A 16,226-nucleotide genomic window follows, 5' to 3' on the forward strand; every position below is an offset into this window, starting at 1 on the left:
CCCTGGTGGTGGCGCGGCCCGCTCTCGCCGTCCCGAGGAAGTGGGACGGCAGGTGGGGCGGGGGAGAGAGGCGTCAGCCCTCGGAGTTGACCATGGACGCCGCCGCGTACGTCAGGTAGTTCCACAGCGTCCGCTCATGCTCCTCGGAGAGCTTCAGCTCCTCGACGGCGGCCCGCATGTGCTTCAGCCAGGCGTCGTGCGCGGCCCTGTCGACGGTGAACGGGGCATGGCGCATCCGCAGCCGGGGGTGGCCGCGGTTGTCGCTGTAGGTGCGGGGGCCGCCCCAGTACTGCATGAGGAACAGCGCGAGGCGCTCCTCGGCGGGGCCCAGATCCTCCTCCGGGTACATCGGTCGCAGCAGCGGATCCTCCGCGACCCCCTGGTAGAAGTGGTGCACCAGGCGCCTGAAGGTCTCCTCGCCGCCGACCTGTTCGTAGAAGGTCTGCTCCTGAAGCGTGCCGCGCGGGATCTCTATCACACCGTCCATGGTCTCAGACGCTGCGGCCGAGGACGGAAGACTTAGGACCCCCGTCCCGGACGGGCAGCCCGGACCACCGGATTCCGGGCCGGGACCAGCCGGGACCAGCCGGGCCCCGGCGGGACCGATCTCCTCCGGATCGGTGCGTCCTGCCGCTCGCATCGCGCGCCGAACCGCAGCACAGTGGCTGTATGGGACCCACAGTCGACCCCCGTGACGCCGCCGAGGCGGGATCCGCCCTGGTCCGCCAGATCGAGGCCGGCGGGGCCCTCACGCGGGACCCCGGGCTGCGCACCGCGTTCGAACAGGTGCCGCGCCATCTGTTCGTGCCGTACTACTACGTCACGTCGCCGGGCGGCGGCCACGAGCGCCTCTGGGGCGAGGATCCCGACCCCGCACACCGGGCACGCTGGCTGCACGGCGCCTACGCGGACGCCCCGCTCGCCACCCGCGTACGCGACGGAGAGCTGCTCTCGTCCAGCAGCCAGCCCTCCCTGATGGCGAAGATGCTGGACGAGCTCGATCTGCGCGAGGGGGACTGCGACGTACTGGAGATCGGCGCGGGCACCGGCTACAACGCGGCCCTGCTCTCGCACCGGGTCGGCGACGAGCACGTCACCACCGTCGACCTCGACCCGGAGATCACCGAGTCGGCACGGCGGCATCTGGCGGCCGCCGGGTACCACCCGGCCGTCGTCACCGGGGACGGCGCCGCCGGGTGCCCCGAGCGCGGTCCGTACGACCGGATCATCGCGACCTGCACCCTGAACTCCGTGCCGCGCCCCTGGCTGGCCCAGTGCCGTCCCGGCGCCCGCATCCTGGCCCCGCTGGCCACCGGCCTGATCGCGCTGCGCGTCCGGGACGCCGGGCACGCCGAAGGCCGCTTCCTGCACACCCCGGCGTACTTCGTGCCGCTGCGGGGCGGCAGCAGAAGGGGCCCGCACGAACAGAGCCTCGGGGGGCTGCCGCGCAAGGCCCTGCAGAACGACCTCTTCCGCTTCCTCCTGGAGCTGACCGCGGGCACCCTCGACCCCTACGAGGCCCTCGCCCTGTGGCAGCGCGAGGACCGGCCGGTGCGCGAGCGCTACGGGGTCACCGTCAGCGGGCCGCACGAGTGGGCCTGGCTGGACGACCCCGAAGGGCCGTACGCCTGGCCACTCGCCTGAGCCCGCGTCTGAGGCGGCCCGGAAGGACCCGGCTCAGCTGTGCCGGATCGTGATCGTCGTCCAGGCGCCCACGTGCACCCGGTCGCCGTCCTGGAGCGGCACGGGGACGAACGGCTGGATGGGCTCCTCGCCGTTGTTGACCGTCGTGCCGTTCGTGGAGTTCTGGTCGACGACCGCCCAGCTGCCGTCGGGCTGCTGGACCAGGACCGCGTGCTGGTGCGAAACGCCCGGGTCCTCCGGCGGCACCGACAGGTCGATGTCCGGGGTGTCACCGGTGGAGTGCCTGCGGCGGCCGATGGTGATCTGGTTGCCGGCCAGCGGACGCTGCTGCTCGGGCGAGTACGCCGGCAGGTTCAGGCCCGAGGCCTCGGGGCCGCTGCGGTGCATCATCGCCATGAAGTACTCGCGGTCCGGGCCGATCGTCGCCGACCAGGAGACCGTGCCCGTGCTGGGCCCGGGCACCGCCTGGAAGCCGGGAGGTCCCTGCGGAGCCTGCGTCCGGCCGGGCTGCTGGGACTGCTGGCCCCATTCGCCCTGCTCGGGAGCCTGCGGGGCGCCGGGACCCGGAGCACCGGGCCCCTGGGTGCCGGGAGGAGCCGACGACGAGGGCGGCGAAATCACCCAGTCGTCGCCACCGCCGCCGAAGGACGGACCACCGGCCGGACCGCCGGGGCCGGGCTGCTGCGGCTGCGAGGGCGGCGGCGGAGTGCCCGTCTCCTGCGGGAAGGCGGGCGGCGCGGGCGGACCCTGCTGCTGGAACCCCTGCGGGGGCTGGCCCTGCGGCGGCTGACCGTGCGGGCCCTGGCCGTGCGGGTCACCGCTGTAGGGCGGCGGGGGCGCCTCGCCGTTGTACGGCGGGGGCACCTGACCGGGCGGGTTGCCGTTGCCGCCGTTGCCGAACGGTGGAATCGGTTCGGCGGGGCGGTTCATCTGCGAGGGCCGCGAGCCCTGGTACCCGAACGGGTCCTGACCCGGCTGGGTGCCCTGGGGCTGCTGGGACTGCTGGAACTGCTGCGCCGGGCTCGGCGCGGGCGGGTGCGGGGCGGCCGGGGTGTACGAGGTCGCCGTGTTCGTCAGGAAGTTCCAGCGGCACTCCTCGCAGAACGGCGCGTTCGCCTCGCGGGGCGTGCGGCACTGCGGGCAGAGCTGGGCCTCGGCGGGCTGGTCCGGCACGGCCGACAGGTGCGGGCGGCCGCCGGGGCCGGGCGGCGGGTAGCCGTAGCCGGGGTTCTGGCCGGGTCCCGGCGGCGGGTAGCCGTATCCGGGAGCGGCCGGTGGCGGCGGGGGCGGCGGTACGGCACCGGCCATGCGGTGACCGCAGACCTCGCACCAGTCGTCGGAACCCGACTGGTGTCCGTTCGGGCAGGTCGGCATGTCGGCGCGTCCCCCTCTCCTTCTCCGGCCCTGAGGGCCGTACGTGCTGCTGTGGGGCTTGTGATGGGTATGGGTGGTGCTGCTTCTCCGTGGTGTTGCTCCACGGCGGAGCTACTTCTTCACGCGAACAGTCTTCGTGGACCGTGTCTCGAGAGTCATCTCGTCGGCCTCGGCGACCCTCGCCTTCAATCGAACAGTACCTGCCACGGCATCGACCACGTCGACCACCTTCGAAAGCAGCTTCGCGGTGTCCTCGTTGCCCGAGGCGCTGGCGAGCTGGACGGCGCGGCCCAGTTTGGCCGTAGCTCCATCCATATCGCCCGACTTGCGCGCATCGAGGCCCTGCTGGATCACCTGGGCCAGTTCCGCCTGGCCCGTGTAGTGCGCCACCTGCGGGTTGATCGACGTCGACGCGGCCATGTCGTCCGTCCACACGGCCCGCACCAGGCCCTGCGAGAGGGTCTGGGCGCTGCCGTCCGGCTGCGGCACGATCAGCGAGACGCGGGCCGCGAGCATCTCCTGGCCGAGCTCGGCGTTCGGCACCTCGACACAGATGTGGTAATCGCGGGACTCGTCGCCCCAGGACCCGGTGGGGTAGTCACCGGCGCGCGGGCCCGCCTCCGTGCGGCGCGCGGTCAACTCCTCGACCGTGGGCGCCACTTGCTTGACGAACTTGATCTCCGCGCCCAGCGGCGTCCAGAGCCGCAGGCTGACGTCGGCGACCTCCTTGCCCATCGCCGCCTCCATCATCTGCGTGAAGTCGGCGGACAGGCCCTTGGGGTCGGCGACGATGTCGGCGGTGCCGAGGAGCGCGGAGGCGATGCTCGTGACCTCCTTGACCTCCCAGTCGGTGCCGACACCGCGGGCGTCGCAGGTGAAGCGGCCCGCGGCGGCGTCGAGAGAGGCCTGGAGGTCTTCGGGTGACTCGTGTTCATTGCGGCCGTCCGTGAGCACGATGCCGTGCCGGATCGACACGTCGGCCGAGGAGAGCAGCCGGTCGGCCAGGCGCAGCCAGGTGCCGATCGCCGTGCCGCCGCCCGCGCTGAGCTTGCGCAGGGCCTGCTTGGCCTGCTCCCTGGTCTGTGCGCCCGCGACCGCCAGGCGCCCGTCGCCGGGATAGACCTCCTTGGCGACATGGGTGCCGCCGATCACCGCGAAGTGGACTCCGTCACGTACGGCGTCGATCGCGGCGGCCGTGGCGTCGCGGGCGCCGCGCATCTTCGTGGGCGGATAGTCCATCGAACCGGAGCAGTCGACCATGATCGCCACGGCCGCGTCCGGGGTCTGTCCCGCCGAGTAGAGATGCGGGGCGCTGACCGCTGACCCCACCGTGCCGCCGCCGGTCGAGGTGACCGTGGCGATCGCGTTGACCTCGCGGCCGCCTTCCGGGAGGTACTCGTTCTGGTACACGTCGACGGAGAACTGCGGCACGTTCGATTTCGAGAAATTGGCCATGGATCTCTGCTCCCCCTAAATGTTCCCGCCGGCTTCCCCAAGCCGGCGGGTGACAAGTGCTCGTGTCCGGCATCCCGTTGCCGGGGCCTGCACTAGGCGGATCCTGCCCCTTGCGGCACGAGACGGAACGGCAGAATCGCCACTGTTACGTTGTCGTGGCCCCCGCCGTCGAGTGCGTGGCCGACCAGGACCTGGGCGCTGTGCAGCGGGCGCAGGGCGGAATCGGCGGGCACGGCGCGTGCCATTTCCTCGACCGATTCCGCGTAGTTCCAGAGCCCGTCGGTGCATACCACCACTACACCCGCACGGTCCGGCTTGAAGGAAGCGGTGTGCGGCTCCAGTTCGTACGCGTCGGCGCCGAGCCAGCCCGTGATGGCGTGGGCGCGCTCGTCGGCGTACGCCTCCGCCTCGTTCATCAGGCCCGCGGCCACCATCTGCGCGGCCCACGAGTCGTCCTCGGTGAGCCGGACGGTCGGGCCGTTGCGGTCGTCGGGCACCCAGTAGGCACGGCTGTCGCCGATCCAGCCGACGACCAGGAGACCCCCGGCGACGATCGAGCCGACGAGCGTGCACGCGGGCGCGTTCTGGTGCGGGGAGTGCTCCCTGGCTTGGGTGGGCTCCGCGGCAAGGGCGTTGACGGCGTCGGAGGCCGAGAGGATCGCGTCGTGCATGGCCTGCTGCGGGTGCGTGCCCCGGGGCAGGGCGTCGAGCAGCGACTCGTTGGCCGCGCGTGACGCGGCGAGTGAGGCCTCGTCGGGGCGGGTCGCGGACGAGACGCCGTCGCACACGATCGCGACGACGGCGGGGGAACCGTCCGGCAGCGCGGCCGAGGAGATGGCGAACGCGTCTTCGTTGCGGTGGTGGCGCAGGCCCCGGTCGCTGACCGCGGCGACCGCGTCGAGTTCCTGCTCCATGTGGTCGCGCTCGCGCGGCTGGGCGTGCCCGCAGTTCTCGCAGTAGCCGTCGGGGTCGACGCGGCCCGAACGGCAGGCCACGCAGAGCTTGGTGCCCGCGGGCGGCGTCGGGTCGGAAAGGACCGTACGGGGATCGGCGGCGGGCTCGGGCCCCGGGTGGGCGCCGGGGGCGGGCAGGGGGTACTCGTCCGGCTCGGCGGGGCGTGCGAAGGGGGCGTCCGTGCGAACCTCCCCCGGCTCCGTGCGCGCTTCTCCCGCGTTCGGGGACAGTTCGCCGCCCGCCGAGTCCGTGCCCGCCAGGTCGGTGGGCAGGTGCGCGGGCACCGGCATGTCGGAGCTGTCCGCGTCCGGGGCGACGGGCCACTGCGACGAGGCGTCGGGCGCCGGCGCGGACTGTGCCGCCGACGAGCCGTTCATCGCGACGGTGGGGCGGTCCTGTGCCGCGGCGGGCCGCGCCGACAGGTCGTATCCGCACGCCCCGCAGAACAGGTCACCCGCTTCCAGCGGTTCTTCGCAGCCGGGGCACGTGGAACCAGCCCCGGCAGTCTGCTGGTGCATCTGCGACATCTTCACACCCACGTCCGAGGGCGGAAACGGTTTGCCCGTTCCACCAGTTCGATCCTCTCCTCGCCACCCTGCGCGAGCCGGGCCAGCGTCCGGTACGAGCGCTCCAGGCCGTACCGGAGGCCGCGCTCGTCAAGGTCGCTGCCGAGCAGCACGGTACGCGAGCCGCCCGCCGGTGCAGGAGGTGCTGCCGGTGGAGCGGAGGCGTGACCAGGGTGCCTACCGGAGAGTACCCAGTCCAGCGCGGTGCCGAGGACCTCGGTGGACAGCCGCTCGCGGCGCACCGCGTCGAGGCCGAAGCCCGCGAGCGCCTCCACCTGGCCGGCGGCCGCCGTCAGGTCGTCGAGGAAAAGGCTGCCGGGCGACGGCGCGGTGTCCAACGTCATACGGTGCCGCAGCCTGGCCCGCACCGCCGCGACGCGCGCCGCGGTGTAGTGGATGGAGGCCTCGGGCACCGACTCCAGGGTGTGCACGGCGCCGCGCCGGTCGCCCGACGCGAGCTGTACGCGGGCCAGGCCGAACGCCGCGCTGACATAGCTCGGGTCGGTGGCCCACACGAGGCGGTAGTACTCCGCGGCGTTGTCCAGTTGCTCCAGGACCTCCGCGCAGACCCCCAGGGCCAGCTTGGGGGCGGGTTCGCCGGGGAACGCGTCGTACACGGCGTCGAAGGACAGTGCCGCGTTCTCGTGGTCGCCGGTCGCAAGCGAGGCGATGCCGCGGTACCAGACAACCCGCCAGTCGTCCGGATGCTGTATCTCCAGGTCGGCGATGGCCTGCGCGGCAGGCTCCAGTTCACCCATGGCGAGGCGGGCCCGCAGCCCGCGCAGCCGAAGCTCCACGGAGTCGCCCGGCGCGGCCCGCAGCGCGGTGATCAGCTCGGCGGGCGCGGAGGCCATGAGACCGGCGAGGAACCCGGCGTTCGGGTCGTTCGGGTCCACGCGCGGCACCGGAAGGGCGAGGGCCGTCGCGGGGGCGTCGAGAGAGCGGACGATACGGGCCGGCGGGGCTGCCGGAGGCACCGGCGGCGCGATCGCGGGGTCGCCGTTGCCCTGGCCCCGGCTCAGTCCCTGTCCCTGGCCCGGTTCTTGGCCCTGTCCCTGTACGTGTCCGTTCCCCGCGGCCAGTTCGGGGCGCCCCTTGCGCCGGCCCGCGGGCAGCATCCGTACGCCGAACTGCGAGACGTCGCCGGTCAGCTCGGCGAACAGCTCCGTGTCCGTGACCTTGGTCTCGGGACCGAACAGCGTGGAGAGCGCGGGCCGCGGCCGGCCCGTCTGGAGCGCCACCACCTCCCGCAGGACGCCCGTGAGCTGCTCCGCCATCTCCTGCGCCGAGGCGAACCTGCGGGCCGGGTCCGGGTCGGTGGCGCGCACGAGGAGGCGGTAGAACGACTCGTACTTGCGGAAGACCTCGATGTTGTCGGGGTCCGGCAGGGAGTCCACGAAGACGTTCGTGTACCCCTGGAAGTCGAAGGTGAGCACGGCGAGGGTGCGCGCCACCGTGTAGAGGTCGGAGGCCACCGACGGGCCGAGCTCGGCCACTTCGGGGCCCTGGTAGCCGACCGTGCCGTAGATCGCCGACTCTTCGTCGTCCATCCGGCGGACCGCGCCCATGTCGATCAGCTTGAGCTGGTCCTCGGTCTGGATGGCGTTGTCGACCTTGAAGTCGCAGTACAGGAGATTGCGGCTGTGCAGATGCCCGAGGGCCTCAAGGGCCTCGATGCCGAACGCGCACGCCTGCTCGACGGGCAGCGGATCGCGCTTGCCCTGCGGCGTACGGCGTTCGTTGGCGATCTCCTTGAGGGACTTGCCGCCCACGTACTCCATGACGATGTAGCCGTCCATGGAGCCCGTGCGCTGGTCGAGGTGCTCGACGAAGTTGTAGATACGGACGATGTTGCTGTGTTCGATCTCGGCGAGGAAGCGGCGCTCGGAGATCGCGGCGGCCATCGCGTCCTGGTCGCCCGTGTCGAGCAGGCCCTTGAGGACCACCCAGCGGTCGGAGACCGCGCGGTCCACGGCGAGATAGACCCAGCCGAGCCCGCCGTGCGCCAGACAGCCCACCACCTCGTACTGACCGTGCACGATGTCGCCGGGGTTCAGCTTCGGCACGAACGAGTACGGGTGGCCGCACTTCGTGCAGAACCCCTCCGTGCGGCCGGGCCGCTCGCCGCGGGCACGGCCCACCGGCGCCCCGCAGTCGGAGCGCGAGCAGAAGCGCTTGCGCTCGGGCACCTCGGGGTTGTCCTGCACAGCCTGGCGCGGGTCGGGGCGCGGCACCTCGGGCACGAGGACCAGGCCCACGCCCAGCCTGCTGCGGGCGGACGTGCCGGACGAGGGGCCCGAGCTGCGCACCGAGACCGAGCGGGACGTCGAGCTGCCGGAGAGCGAGCGCGAGAGCCGCCCCGAGACCGACCTGCGCGAGAACTGGGACCGCGAGGAGCGCGATGAGGAGCGCGAACTGGACCGGGAGCTGCTGCTGCCCGACCCCTTGCCGCCGCCGGTGATGCCGGTCGGGGGAGAGGACACCATGCCCGACGGCGAGACGACCGGGGCCAGGCCGCAGGTGTCGCAGTACAGCTCGCCGCCGCCCACGTCCTCGTAGGACCCTGTGCATCCGGGTCGCTGGCACTTCCGCTGCTCACTCATGCTTCCCCCCTCCGGTCGGTGGGACCGCCCTGTTGCGGGACCCTCGGTGCAAGGACTTCTGCGGCCGCCTGCTGATAACGAAGGACGGCCTGTTCGGCGACGCGCAGATCGCAGGGCGCGCTCCACAGCATCCGGCGCGCCGCGTCGTACCGCTCGACCAGGAGGGGGTCCTCCGCGTGGCCGAGCCGGGCGACCTTGGCCTTGTACGCGTCCAGGCGGCCGCGCAGCTCCGCGCGGACGGCCAGGGGCTGCGTGACGGCGGTCAACGACTCGCGGGCCCGCAGGAGTTCGTCCTCGGCCTTCTGTTCGAGGGATTCGAGGAGCGGGGAGAGACGGTGCCACTGGGCGTGCCTGCGGTACTCGGAGGCCATGGCCAGCTGCTCCTGGAGCGCGGTCGACGGGCCGCTGACCGCGGGCACCTCGGACGCGGCGATCTTGGCGAGGACCTCGCCGCGCGCGGAGCGTGCCTCCGCCAGGGTGCGGTCCGCGCGCGAGAGCACGTCACGCAGCCTGCCCAGGCGCAGCTCCGCGTCCTGCCGGACGGTGAGCACCGCGTCGATCTCACGGCGCACGTCCTCCAGGGCGCGGGCCTCGCGGTCGTAGCGCTCGGTGTGCGGGCGGCCGCCTCCGGGGGCCGAACTGCCCTGCGCGGGCTGCCAGAAGGCCAGCGGATCGGACACCACTTGCTCGCGCAGGCGCGTCAGCTCCGCGGTGATCCGCTCCAGGTCGTCGCTCGCGGGGTGCTCGCCCGGGCGTACTCCCACGGAGTGCGCGAGCTGGCGGGTGCGGTGCAGCTCGGCGGCCAGGAGGTCTATCCGGGCGGGCAGCGCGGACCAGACCGCGTCGGCGGCGACGACCATGTCGAGCGAGTGCGCGTACAGGTCGTTCATCCGGGAGACGAGGTCGATGAGGGTGAAGCGTTCGGTGAGCTTGGCCGGTCCGGTGATCGAGGCCGACGGCGCGGGGGCGGCGCCGCCGGCGACGGTGACGCTCTCGCCGCGCAGCAGCTCGGTCAGCTCCACCAGGTCGTCTCTGTTGGGCCACCGTCTGCGCATCCGCACCTCGTGGGCCGTGCGCAGGGCGGCGGCATAGGCGTCGAAGTACGCCCACAGGAGCGTGATCTGCTGCTCGGTGGACTGCCAGCGCTCCTCGGTGATGCCGGTCAGACCGGCACCTTCGAGGAGTCTGCGGCCCGCGTGGTCCTGAAGGGCGAGGAGCGAGGTCTCTATCGCCTCGTGCTCGGCGTCGAGCCGCGCCAGCGCACGGTCCACCTCGTCCCGGTCCATCACAGGGCCAGGGGGACCCGCGACGCTCATCGATCACCTCTCCGCTCTGCGTTGCTGTGCACGTCGGGCTTCAGTCCTCGTACTTCGGTGCGGGCGGGCCCGCCGATTCGCCGAGGGCCGGCTCCAGCCATTCGTTGTACGACTTCTGCCAGCCGCTCTTGCGATAGTCCTCCAGGACCTTGTTGACCCGCCGCACCAGGTCGTCCCTGCCCTTCTCCGGCTTCTTCATCGCCACGCCGTAGTACTCGGTGTTGAGCGGCGCGTCGCCCTTCAGTTCGATCGTGGGGTCCTGCGCGGCCTGGCTCGCGGCGAGTGCGCTGTCGGTGACGACGGCGTCGACCTCGCCGAGCTGGAGCCGCACCAGACAGTCGAGTTGGTTGGGGACCGTGGTGCCGATGTCGGCGCCCAGGCCCTTCTTCTTGAGCTCCTGGAGCTTGGTGAGGGCCGTGGAACCCTTCGCGGAGCAGACCTTCTTGCCGTCGAGCGAATCGTCGAACCCGGTGATGTCCGAGGACTTGGGGGCGAGCACCTGCTGGCCGGTCTTGAAGTAGGCGGTGGAGAAGGAGACTTCCTTCTCGCGGTCGCAGGTGATCGTCATGGTCCGTACGACCATGTCGACCTGGCCGCTCTGGATCGCCTTGACGCGCTGGTTGGTGGGGATGGCGCGGAACAGGATGGCGTCGCGGTCGCCGAGTATCTCCTCGGCGATCTTGTGCGCGAGGTCGATGTCGAAGCCTTCGAGCGTGGCCGTCTTCTTGTTCGGGTCGCGGTATCCCCAGCGGTAGCTGTTCTGGTCGACGCCGACGATGAGCTTCTTGACGTCGCGGTCACGGATGGCCTCGATCGTCGGGCCGTCCTTGCCGGAGGGCGACAGGCTCTGCTCGGGGGTCGTGCACTCCTCGGCGCGCGCGGGCGCGACCCCGGCGGAGCCCCGCGCGGCGCGGTCCGCGCTCTCGTCCGAGGCTCGGCTGCCCGCCTCCGGCAGCGCCAGCATCAGGGAGCCCGTGAGCGCGCAGGCCACCGCCATGGCGGCAGCTCCGCCCCAGCCGCGCAGCCTCGCCAGTCCTTGCGTACGCATCGTCCGCTCGCCCCCTCTCACCTGTACTCCGACAGCCTGCGCCCGATGCCGAGCACGGCGCCCGCGGCGGCGAGCACGGCGAGTACGGCGGCGCCCTGCGGGATCCCCGTCATCGCGCCCTTGCCGTCCTTGGCCGCCTGCTCGAATTCGTTGCGTTCGTGCGTGAGCGCGGTTTCGAGTGCCGTGTCGACGTTGTCGAAGCACTCGCCGGTGGGCTCGTCGCTCTTGTCGCCGACGACCTTGGCGAGCGCGCCCTTGTAGTCACCCGCGTCGTCGCTGTCCCGCGCGGTCTCGTGCCGGTCCTTCCAGACCGACACGTTCTTCGCGGCCTCCTCGACGGGGTTCTTGCCCTCCGCGTCCTCGGCGATGGCCGCGGCCCGGCCGAGCAGCCCGCTGTCGACGCTGCCCAGCTGCTTCATCTGCTTTTGGTAGTCGACGTCGAACTTGTCCTTGATCTCCTTGTCCGCGCCCACCTCGACGGTCTCCGCGCCCCGGCTGACCAGCGTGAGGTTTTCGTTGCTGCGGGCCTTGAGCGAACTGATGCGGGCGTCGTTCAGGACGTTCAGGGACTTCACGCCGTGGTCGTACGAATCGCCGAGGCCGGAGCGGGCGAAGGTGTGCCCGGCGACCAGCCAGAGCAGCACGATCGTGGACGCCGCGGTCGCCGCGACCAGGCCGTGGTTCAACACCCGGTTCGTACGGCGGTAGTTGCGGCGCTGGGCCCAGAACAGGACGCCAAGGGCGAGCAGGCCGAGGGCGATGGCGAACCAGGGGTAGGGCTTCGCGTCGGCGTAGTCGTTGTTCAGGCGCTGCTTCTCGGCGGTGTAGAGCTGCTCGGCCGCCGGGAGCATCTGGTTCTGCATCTTGTCGTTCGCGTACCGCAGATAGGCGCCGCCCAGGGGCAGGCCCTGGCGGTTGCCCGCGCGGGCCCGCTCGATCAGGCCGGTGTACTCCGGCAGCAGCTTGTTCAGCTTCTCCACCGATGCGGCGGCCGACGAGCCCGAGCCGGCGTTCGACGCGGCGTTCGCCAGCTTCTCGGAGGCGCGATCGATGTCGCGGTTGTACCGGTCGCGCACCTCGGACGGTTCCTGACCGCCCGCCAGGAAGCCGCTGGACGCGGCCGTGTTGGCGTCGGCGAGGGAGCGGTAGATGGCCGCGGCATCGTCGCTCAGCGGCTGGCTGCGGTTCAGGACGCTGTCCGCGGCGGCCGAACGGTCCGACATCTGCCAGGTGGTGACCGCGCCGAACGCGACGACGAGCAGCGCGAGGACGGCGCCGATGATGCGCAGCCTGCCGGGCTCCGTCGTCGCCGCCGCGCGCAGCCGGTCGCGGGTCTCGATCCAGGCCGGACGCCGGGGTGGCGCACCCGGCACGGCCTGTGCGGGTGCGGCGGCGCCCGGACCTGACTGCGGCGGGACGCTCGGCATCGTCGGCGCGGCCTGTCCCGGCGGCGCGGCGCTGCCGTTCGGCGGGTATGTCACCTCGACCTCGACCTCCCCCTTGGTCATCGGACGTCCACTTCCGCCCGGCGTGCGCGGTGCGGGAAGAAGTGCACGGCCGCAAGTATTGCCGCAGGGACTGGCATCCGCACAGGCATTGACTGGATCTTGTGCGGATCATCGTGTCCGGATCACGGTGTCCGGATCTTTCCCGTCACCCTGCCCGGATCCTGCGAAGATCGCACGCCACCCCTGCCCTTGAATACGCGATTGAGGGGGGTTCGGTTCCCTTGCGGTCCTGTGAACCCGTCCGCGCCGGCCTCCCGCGTCACCCCCGTGGCGGGCCCGCACTCTCGTAATGGGCCCGCACGCGCGCGTGCACCGCGGTCGGCGCACCCACCTGGTCGAGGCCGAGCAGCGCGGCTCCGAGCACGGGCCGGGCCACCACCACGCGCGGCACCGCCTTGGGCGCCCGTTCGGCGAGCAACGCGCTTATGCGGTCGTCCAGTTGCGGATGCCGGGCGGCGAGGACGCTGCCGCCGAGCAGCACCGGGGCCTCCTCGCCGAGCAGCCCGAGGCGGTCGAGGGCCACGGTCGACATGGCCACCACCTCGTCGGCCATCCGGTCCACGAGGGAGCGGGCCACCGGGTCGCCCGCCGCCGCCGTGGCGAAGAGCACCGGCGTCAACTCGTGTCGCCGCACCGGGGCGATGGAGCCCAGGTGCAGCGCCTCGATCAGCGCGTACATGGAGGGCAGGCCGAAGTGCGCGGGCAGCGCCTCGCGCAGTGCGGTCGCGTCGCCGCGGCCGTCCTCGGCCCGCGCCGCGAACCAGAGCGCCTCCTCGGCGAGACCGCCGCCTCCGCCCCAGTCGCCGGAGATCCGCCCGATGGCGGGGAAGCGCGCGGTGCGCCCGTCGGGCAGCATGCCCACGCAGTTGATGCCCGCGCCGCACACCACGGCGACGCCCCGCGGCTCGGTGTCCTCCAGGAGTCCGGCCCGCAGGATGGCGAAGGTGTCGTTGCGCACGTCGACCGAGGGGCCCCACGAGCGCCCGCGCAGGGCCTCGGCCAACTCCCGCTCCTCCACCGGCAGGTCGGCGTTGGCGAGGCACGCGGACACGTGCCCCACGGAGTCGACGCCAGCTTCGGCCAGCGCCCGCGTCACCGCCTCTTCCAGGATGTCCACCGCGGTCTCGACGCCGACCTGCGGCGGCTGGAACCCGCCGCCGCGGGCCGCGCCGACGACTTCGCCGCCGGCCGCGACCACCGCGACGTCGGTCTTGCTGTTGCCCGCGTCGATCGCGAGCACGCTCGTGCCTACGCCCACGCCAGGTGCTCCCGGTTGTGTGCGATGAGCCGGTCGGTGAGCTGCTCCGCGTACGCGTACTGGCCGATCAGCGGGTGGGCGAGCAGCGCCTTGAAGACGCGGTCACGTCCCCCGTGCACCGCGGCCTGGAGAGCCAGGTCCTCGTATCCGGTGACGTTCGCGATGAGCCCGGCGTACAGCGGGTCGAGCCTCGGCACCGCGAGGGGCGTGGCGCCCGAGCCGTCCACGGAGGCCTGCACTTCGATGACCGCGTCGTCCGGCAGGAACGGCAGCGTGCCGTTGTTCACGGTGTTCACCACCTGGAAGGGGCTGCCGCCGTTGCCGAGCAGCGAGGCCGCCAGGTCCACGGCCGCTTCCGAGTAGAAGGCGCCGCCGCGCTTGCCGAGCAGGGCGGGCTTCTCGTCGAGCGTCGGGTCGCCGTACATCTCCAGGAGTTGCTTCTCCATCTCGGCGACCTCGGCGGCCCGCGACGGCTTGGTCTTCAGCTCCTCCACCACGGCGTCGTGCTGGTAGAAGTAGCGCAGGTAGTACGAGGGGACCACGCCGAGCCGGTCGACGATCTCGCGCGGCATGCGCAGGTCCGCGGCGACCGTGTCCCCGTGCTCGGCGAGCAGCTTGGGCAGGATGTCGTCGCCGTCCGGACCCCCGAGACGTACGCCCGTCTCCCACGTGAGGTGGTTGAGCCCCACGTGGTCGAGGTGGACCTCGCCGGGCGCCACGTCGAGCAGCTTGGCAAACTTGCGCTGGAAGCCGATCGCCACGTTGCACAGGCCGACGGCCTTGTGCCCGGCCTGGAGCAGCGCCCGCGTGACGATGCCCACCGGGTTGGTGAAGTCGATGATCCAGGCGTTCGGGTTCGTACGGCGTACGCGCTCGGCGATGTCGAGGACGACAGGGACCGTGCGCAGCGCCTTCGCGAGGCCGCCCGCCCCCGTGGTCTCCTGGCCGACGCAGCCGCACTCCAGGGGCCACGTCTCGTCCTGGTTGCGGGCGGCCTGGCCGCCGACGCGCAGCTGGAGCAGGACCGCGTCGGCGTCGGCGACACCCGCGTCGACGTCCGAGGTGGTGACGATGCGGCCGGGGTGACCCTGCTTGGCGAAGATGCGCCGCGCGAGGCCGCCCACCAGTTCCAGGCGGTCGGCCGCCGGATCGACGAGGACGAGCTCCTCGATCGGCAGGGTGTCCCTCAACCGCGCGAATCCGTCCATGAGTTCGGGTGTGTAGGTCGACCCTCCGCCGACCACTGCGAGCTTCATTTCGGTTCTCAGCCCTTTACTCCGGTGAGGGTGACGCCTTCGACGAAGGCCTTTTGTGCGAAGAAGAAGATGATGATGACGGGGGCCATGACGAGCAGGGTCGCGGCCATGGTCATGTTCCAGTTGACCGCGTGGGCGCTCTTGAACGATTCCAGGCCGTAACTCAGTGTCCAGGCACCGGGGTTCTGGGCCGCGTAGATCTGCGGCCCGAAGTAGTCGTTCCAGCAGTAGAAGAACTGGAAGAGCGCGATGGCGGTGATGCCCGGCTTGGCCATCGGCACGACGATCTTGACCATGGTGCGGAACTCGCCGCAGCCGTCGACCTTCGCCGACTCGATGTACTCCTTGGGGATGGTCAGGAGGAACTGCCTGAGCAGGAAGATCGAGTACGCGTCGCCGAACGCCATCGGGATGATCAGCGGCCACAGCGTGCCCGACAGGTGGAACTGCTGCGCCCACACCAGGTACATGGGGATCACGATGACCTGCGGCGGCAGCATCATCGTCGAGATGACGAGCAGCATCGCGGTGCGCCGGCCGCGGAAGCGGAACTTGGCGAGCGCGTACGCCACGGGTATCGCCGAGCAGACCGTGAAGAGGGTGCCGAGGCCCGCGTACATCAGCGAGTTGCGCCACCAGTCGAGGAAGCCCGGCGTCTCGAACACGGTCTTGTAGTTCGACCAGTTCCAGGAGTCGGGCCACAGGTCGCCGCTCATCGCCTGCGAGTCGCTCATCACCGACGTCAGGAAAACGAAGACGAACGGCAGGATGAACAGCAGCGCGACGGCTATGGCCACGCTGTGCACGGCGATCCAGTGCAGGACCCGCTTGCGGCGGGCGCGGGCTGCGGCGGGGCCGCGCTGCTTCGGGGCGGCGGGGGCGGGCGCCGCGGTGGGCGCGCTGAGAGTCGTGGAAGTCATCGGGAGTCCTCAGTCCTCCGCCGCGAGCAGCCCGGAGCGCTTGCGCATCAGGAGCAGCGTGACGGCCATGGCGATGGCGAAGAGCACGAGCGAGAGCACGCACGCGGCGCCGGTGTTGAAGTTCTGGAAGCCCATTTGGTAGACGAGCTGGGGGACCGTGAGGGTCGAGTGGTCCGGGTAGCCGGGCTGGATCACCGAGCCCGGGCCGATGTTGACGCCGGACGCGACCTTCCCCGCGACCAGGGCCTGTGTGTAGTACTGCATGGTCTGCACGACGCCCGTGACCACCGCGAACATCACGATCGGCGTGATCGCGGGCCAGGT

13 protein-coding genes and 1 pseudogene are annotated in these 16,226 nt (G+C 71.7%); 2 read left to right on the top strand and 12 right to left on the bottom strand.

Going from position 1 to position 16,226, the window contains the following annotated elements; genetic code table 11:
- Positions 1 to 73: 73 nt before the first annotated feature.
- Positions 74 to 487 carry a globin gene (locus ACQKIP_RS20660; protein ID WP_190080384.1) on the bottom strand — a complete coding sequence of 138 codons (414 nt, stop codon included), beginning with the start codon at positions 485 to 487 and terminating at the stop codon, positions 74 to 76.
- 182 nt (positions 488 to 669) lie between these two features.
- Here ACQKIP_RS20660 and ACQKIP_RS20665 point away from each other — a divergent pair, with 182 nt between their 5' ends.
- Entirely contained in the window at positions 670 to 1,644 is a 975-nt protein-coding gene (locus ACQKIP_RS20665; protein WP_427743711.1) for a methyltransferase domain-containing protein, read from the top strand.
- A 33-nt stretch (positions 1,645 to 1,677) separates the two neighbouring features.
- Here ACQKIP_RS20665 and ACQKIP_RS20670 read toward each other — a convergent pair whose 3' ends face one another.
- The 4 genes from ACQKIP_RS20670 to ACQKIP_RS20685 all read right to left on the bottom strand — a co-directional run bounded on the left by ACQKIP_RS20670 (position 1,678) and on the right by ACQKIP_RS20685 (position 8,251).
- Positions 1,678 to 3,018 carry an FHA domain-containing protein gene (locus ACQKIP_RS20670; RefSeq protein WP_365857669.1) on the bottom strand — a complete coding sequence of 447 codons (1,341 nt, stop codon included), beginning with the start codon at positions 3,016 to 3,018 and terminating at the stop codon, positions 1,678 to 1,680.
- A gap of 111 nt (positions 3,019 to 3,129) precedes the next feature.
- A complete protein-coding gene (locus tag ACQKIP_RS20675) occupies positions 3,130 to 4,473 on the bottom strand; it encodes a VWA domain-containing protein (protein WP_365857671.1) in 1,344 nt (447 codons plus the stop codon).
- Between the two features lie 92 nt (positions 4,474 to 4,565).
- The gene (locus tag ACQKIP_RS20680; RefSeq protein WP_365857673.1) at positions 4,566 to 5,954 is read right to left on the bottom strand and encodes a PP2C family protein-serine/threonine phosphatase; all 1,389 of its coding nucleotides are present in this window, start codon (positions 5,952 to 5,954) and stop codon (positions 4,566 to 4,568) included.
- 2 nt (positions 5,955 to 5,956) lie between these two features.
- Positions 5,957 to 8,251, bottom strand: a complete 2,295-nt coding sequence (locus ACQKIP_RS20685; RefSeq protein WP_427743714.1) for a tetratricopeptide repeat protein — start codon at positions 8,249 to 8,251, stop codon at positions 5,957 to 5,959.
- A 22-nt stretch (positions 8,252 to 8,273) separates the two neighbouring features.
- On the opposite strand from ACQKIP_RS20685, the gene ACQKIP_RS20690 reads away from it, so the two are divergent.
- Entirely contained in the window at positions 8,274 to 8,552 is a 279-nt protein-coding gene (locus ACQKIP_RS20690; protein WP_427743716.1) for a hypothetical protein, read from the top strand.
- Between the two features lie 40 nt (positions 8,553 to 8,592).
- Here ACQKIP_RS20690 and ACQKIP_RS20695 read toward each other — a convergent pair whose 3' ends face one another.
- The 7 genes and pseudogenes from ACQKIP_RS20695 to ACQKIP_RS20725 all read right to left on the bottom strand — a co-directional run.
- Positions 8,593 to 9,912: a hypothetical protein gene (locus tag ACQKIP_RS20695; protein WP_365857677.1), complete on the bottom strand. Its 1,320-nt coding sequence runs from the start codon at positions 9,910 to 9,912 to the stop codon at positions 8,593 to 8,595.
- A gap of 40 nt (positions 9,913 to 9,952) precedes the next feature.
- On the bottom strand, positions 9,953 to 10,960 hold the full coding sequence (locus ACQKIP_RS20700) for a glutamate ABC transporter substrate-binding protein (RefSeq protein WP_365857679.1): 1,008 nt from the start codon (positions 10,958 to 10,960) through the stop codon (positions 9,953 to 9,955).
- Positions 10,961 to 10,977: 17 nt separating this feature from the next.
- Positions 10,978 to 12,441, bottom strand: a complete 1,464-nt coding sequence (locus ACQKIP_RS20705) for a hypothetical protein (protein WP_365858024.1) — start codon at positions 12,439 to 12,441, stop codon at positions 10,978 to 10,980.
- A 286-nt stretch (positions 12,442 to 12,727) separates the two neighbouring features.
- Positions 12,728 to 13,726: an N-acetylglucosamine kinase gene (locus tag ACQKIP_RS20710; RefSeq protein WP_365857681.1), complete on the bottom strand. Its 999-nt coding sequence runs from the start codon at positions 13,724 to 13,726 to the stop codon at positions 12,728 to 12,730.
- Complete coding sequence (locus tag ACQKIP_RS20715; protein ID WP_365857683.1) at positions 13,717 to 14,982, bottom strand: 6-phospho-beta-glucosidase; 1,266 nt, start codon at positions 14,980 to 14,982, stop codon at positions 13,717 to 13,719. The genes ACQKIP_RS20710 and ACQKIP_RS20715 overlap by 10 nt, the downstream gene beginning before the upstream one ends.
- 8 nt (positions 14,983 to 14,990) lie before the next feature.
- Positions 14,991 to 15,902, bottom strand: coding sequence for a carbohydrate ABC transporter permease (locus ACQKIP_RS20720; RefSeq protein WP_365857685.1), 912 nt, complete (start codon positions 15,900 to 15,902; stop codon positions 14,991 to 14,993).
- A gap of 9 nt (positions 15,903 to 15,911) precedes the next feature.
- Positions 15,912 to 16,226: pseudogene (locus tag ACQKIP_RS20725) on the bottom strand (sugar ABC transporter permease); the annotation flags it as partial.

It is taken from the genome of Streptomyces sp. NPDC059900, assembly GCF_050270335.1.
Taxonomy (GTDB): Bacteria; Actinomycetota; Actinomycetes; order Streptomycetales; family Streptomycetaceae; genus Streptomyces.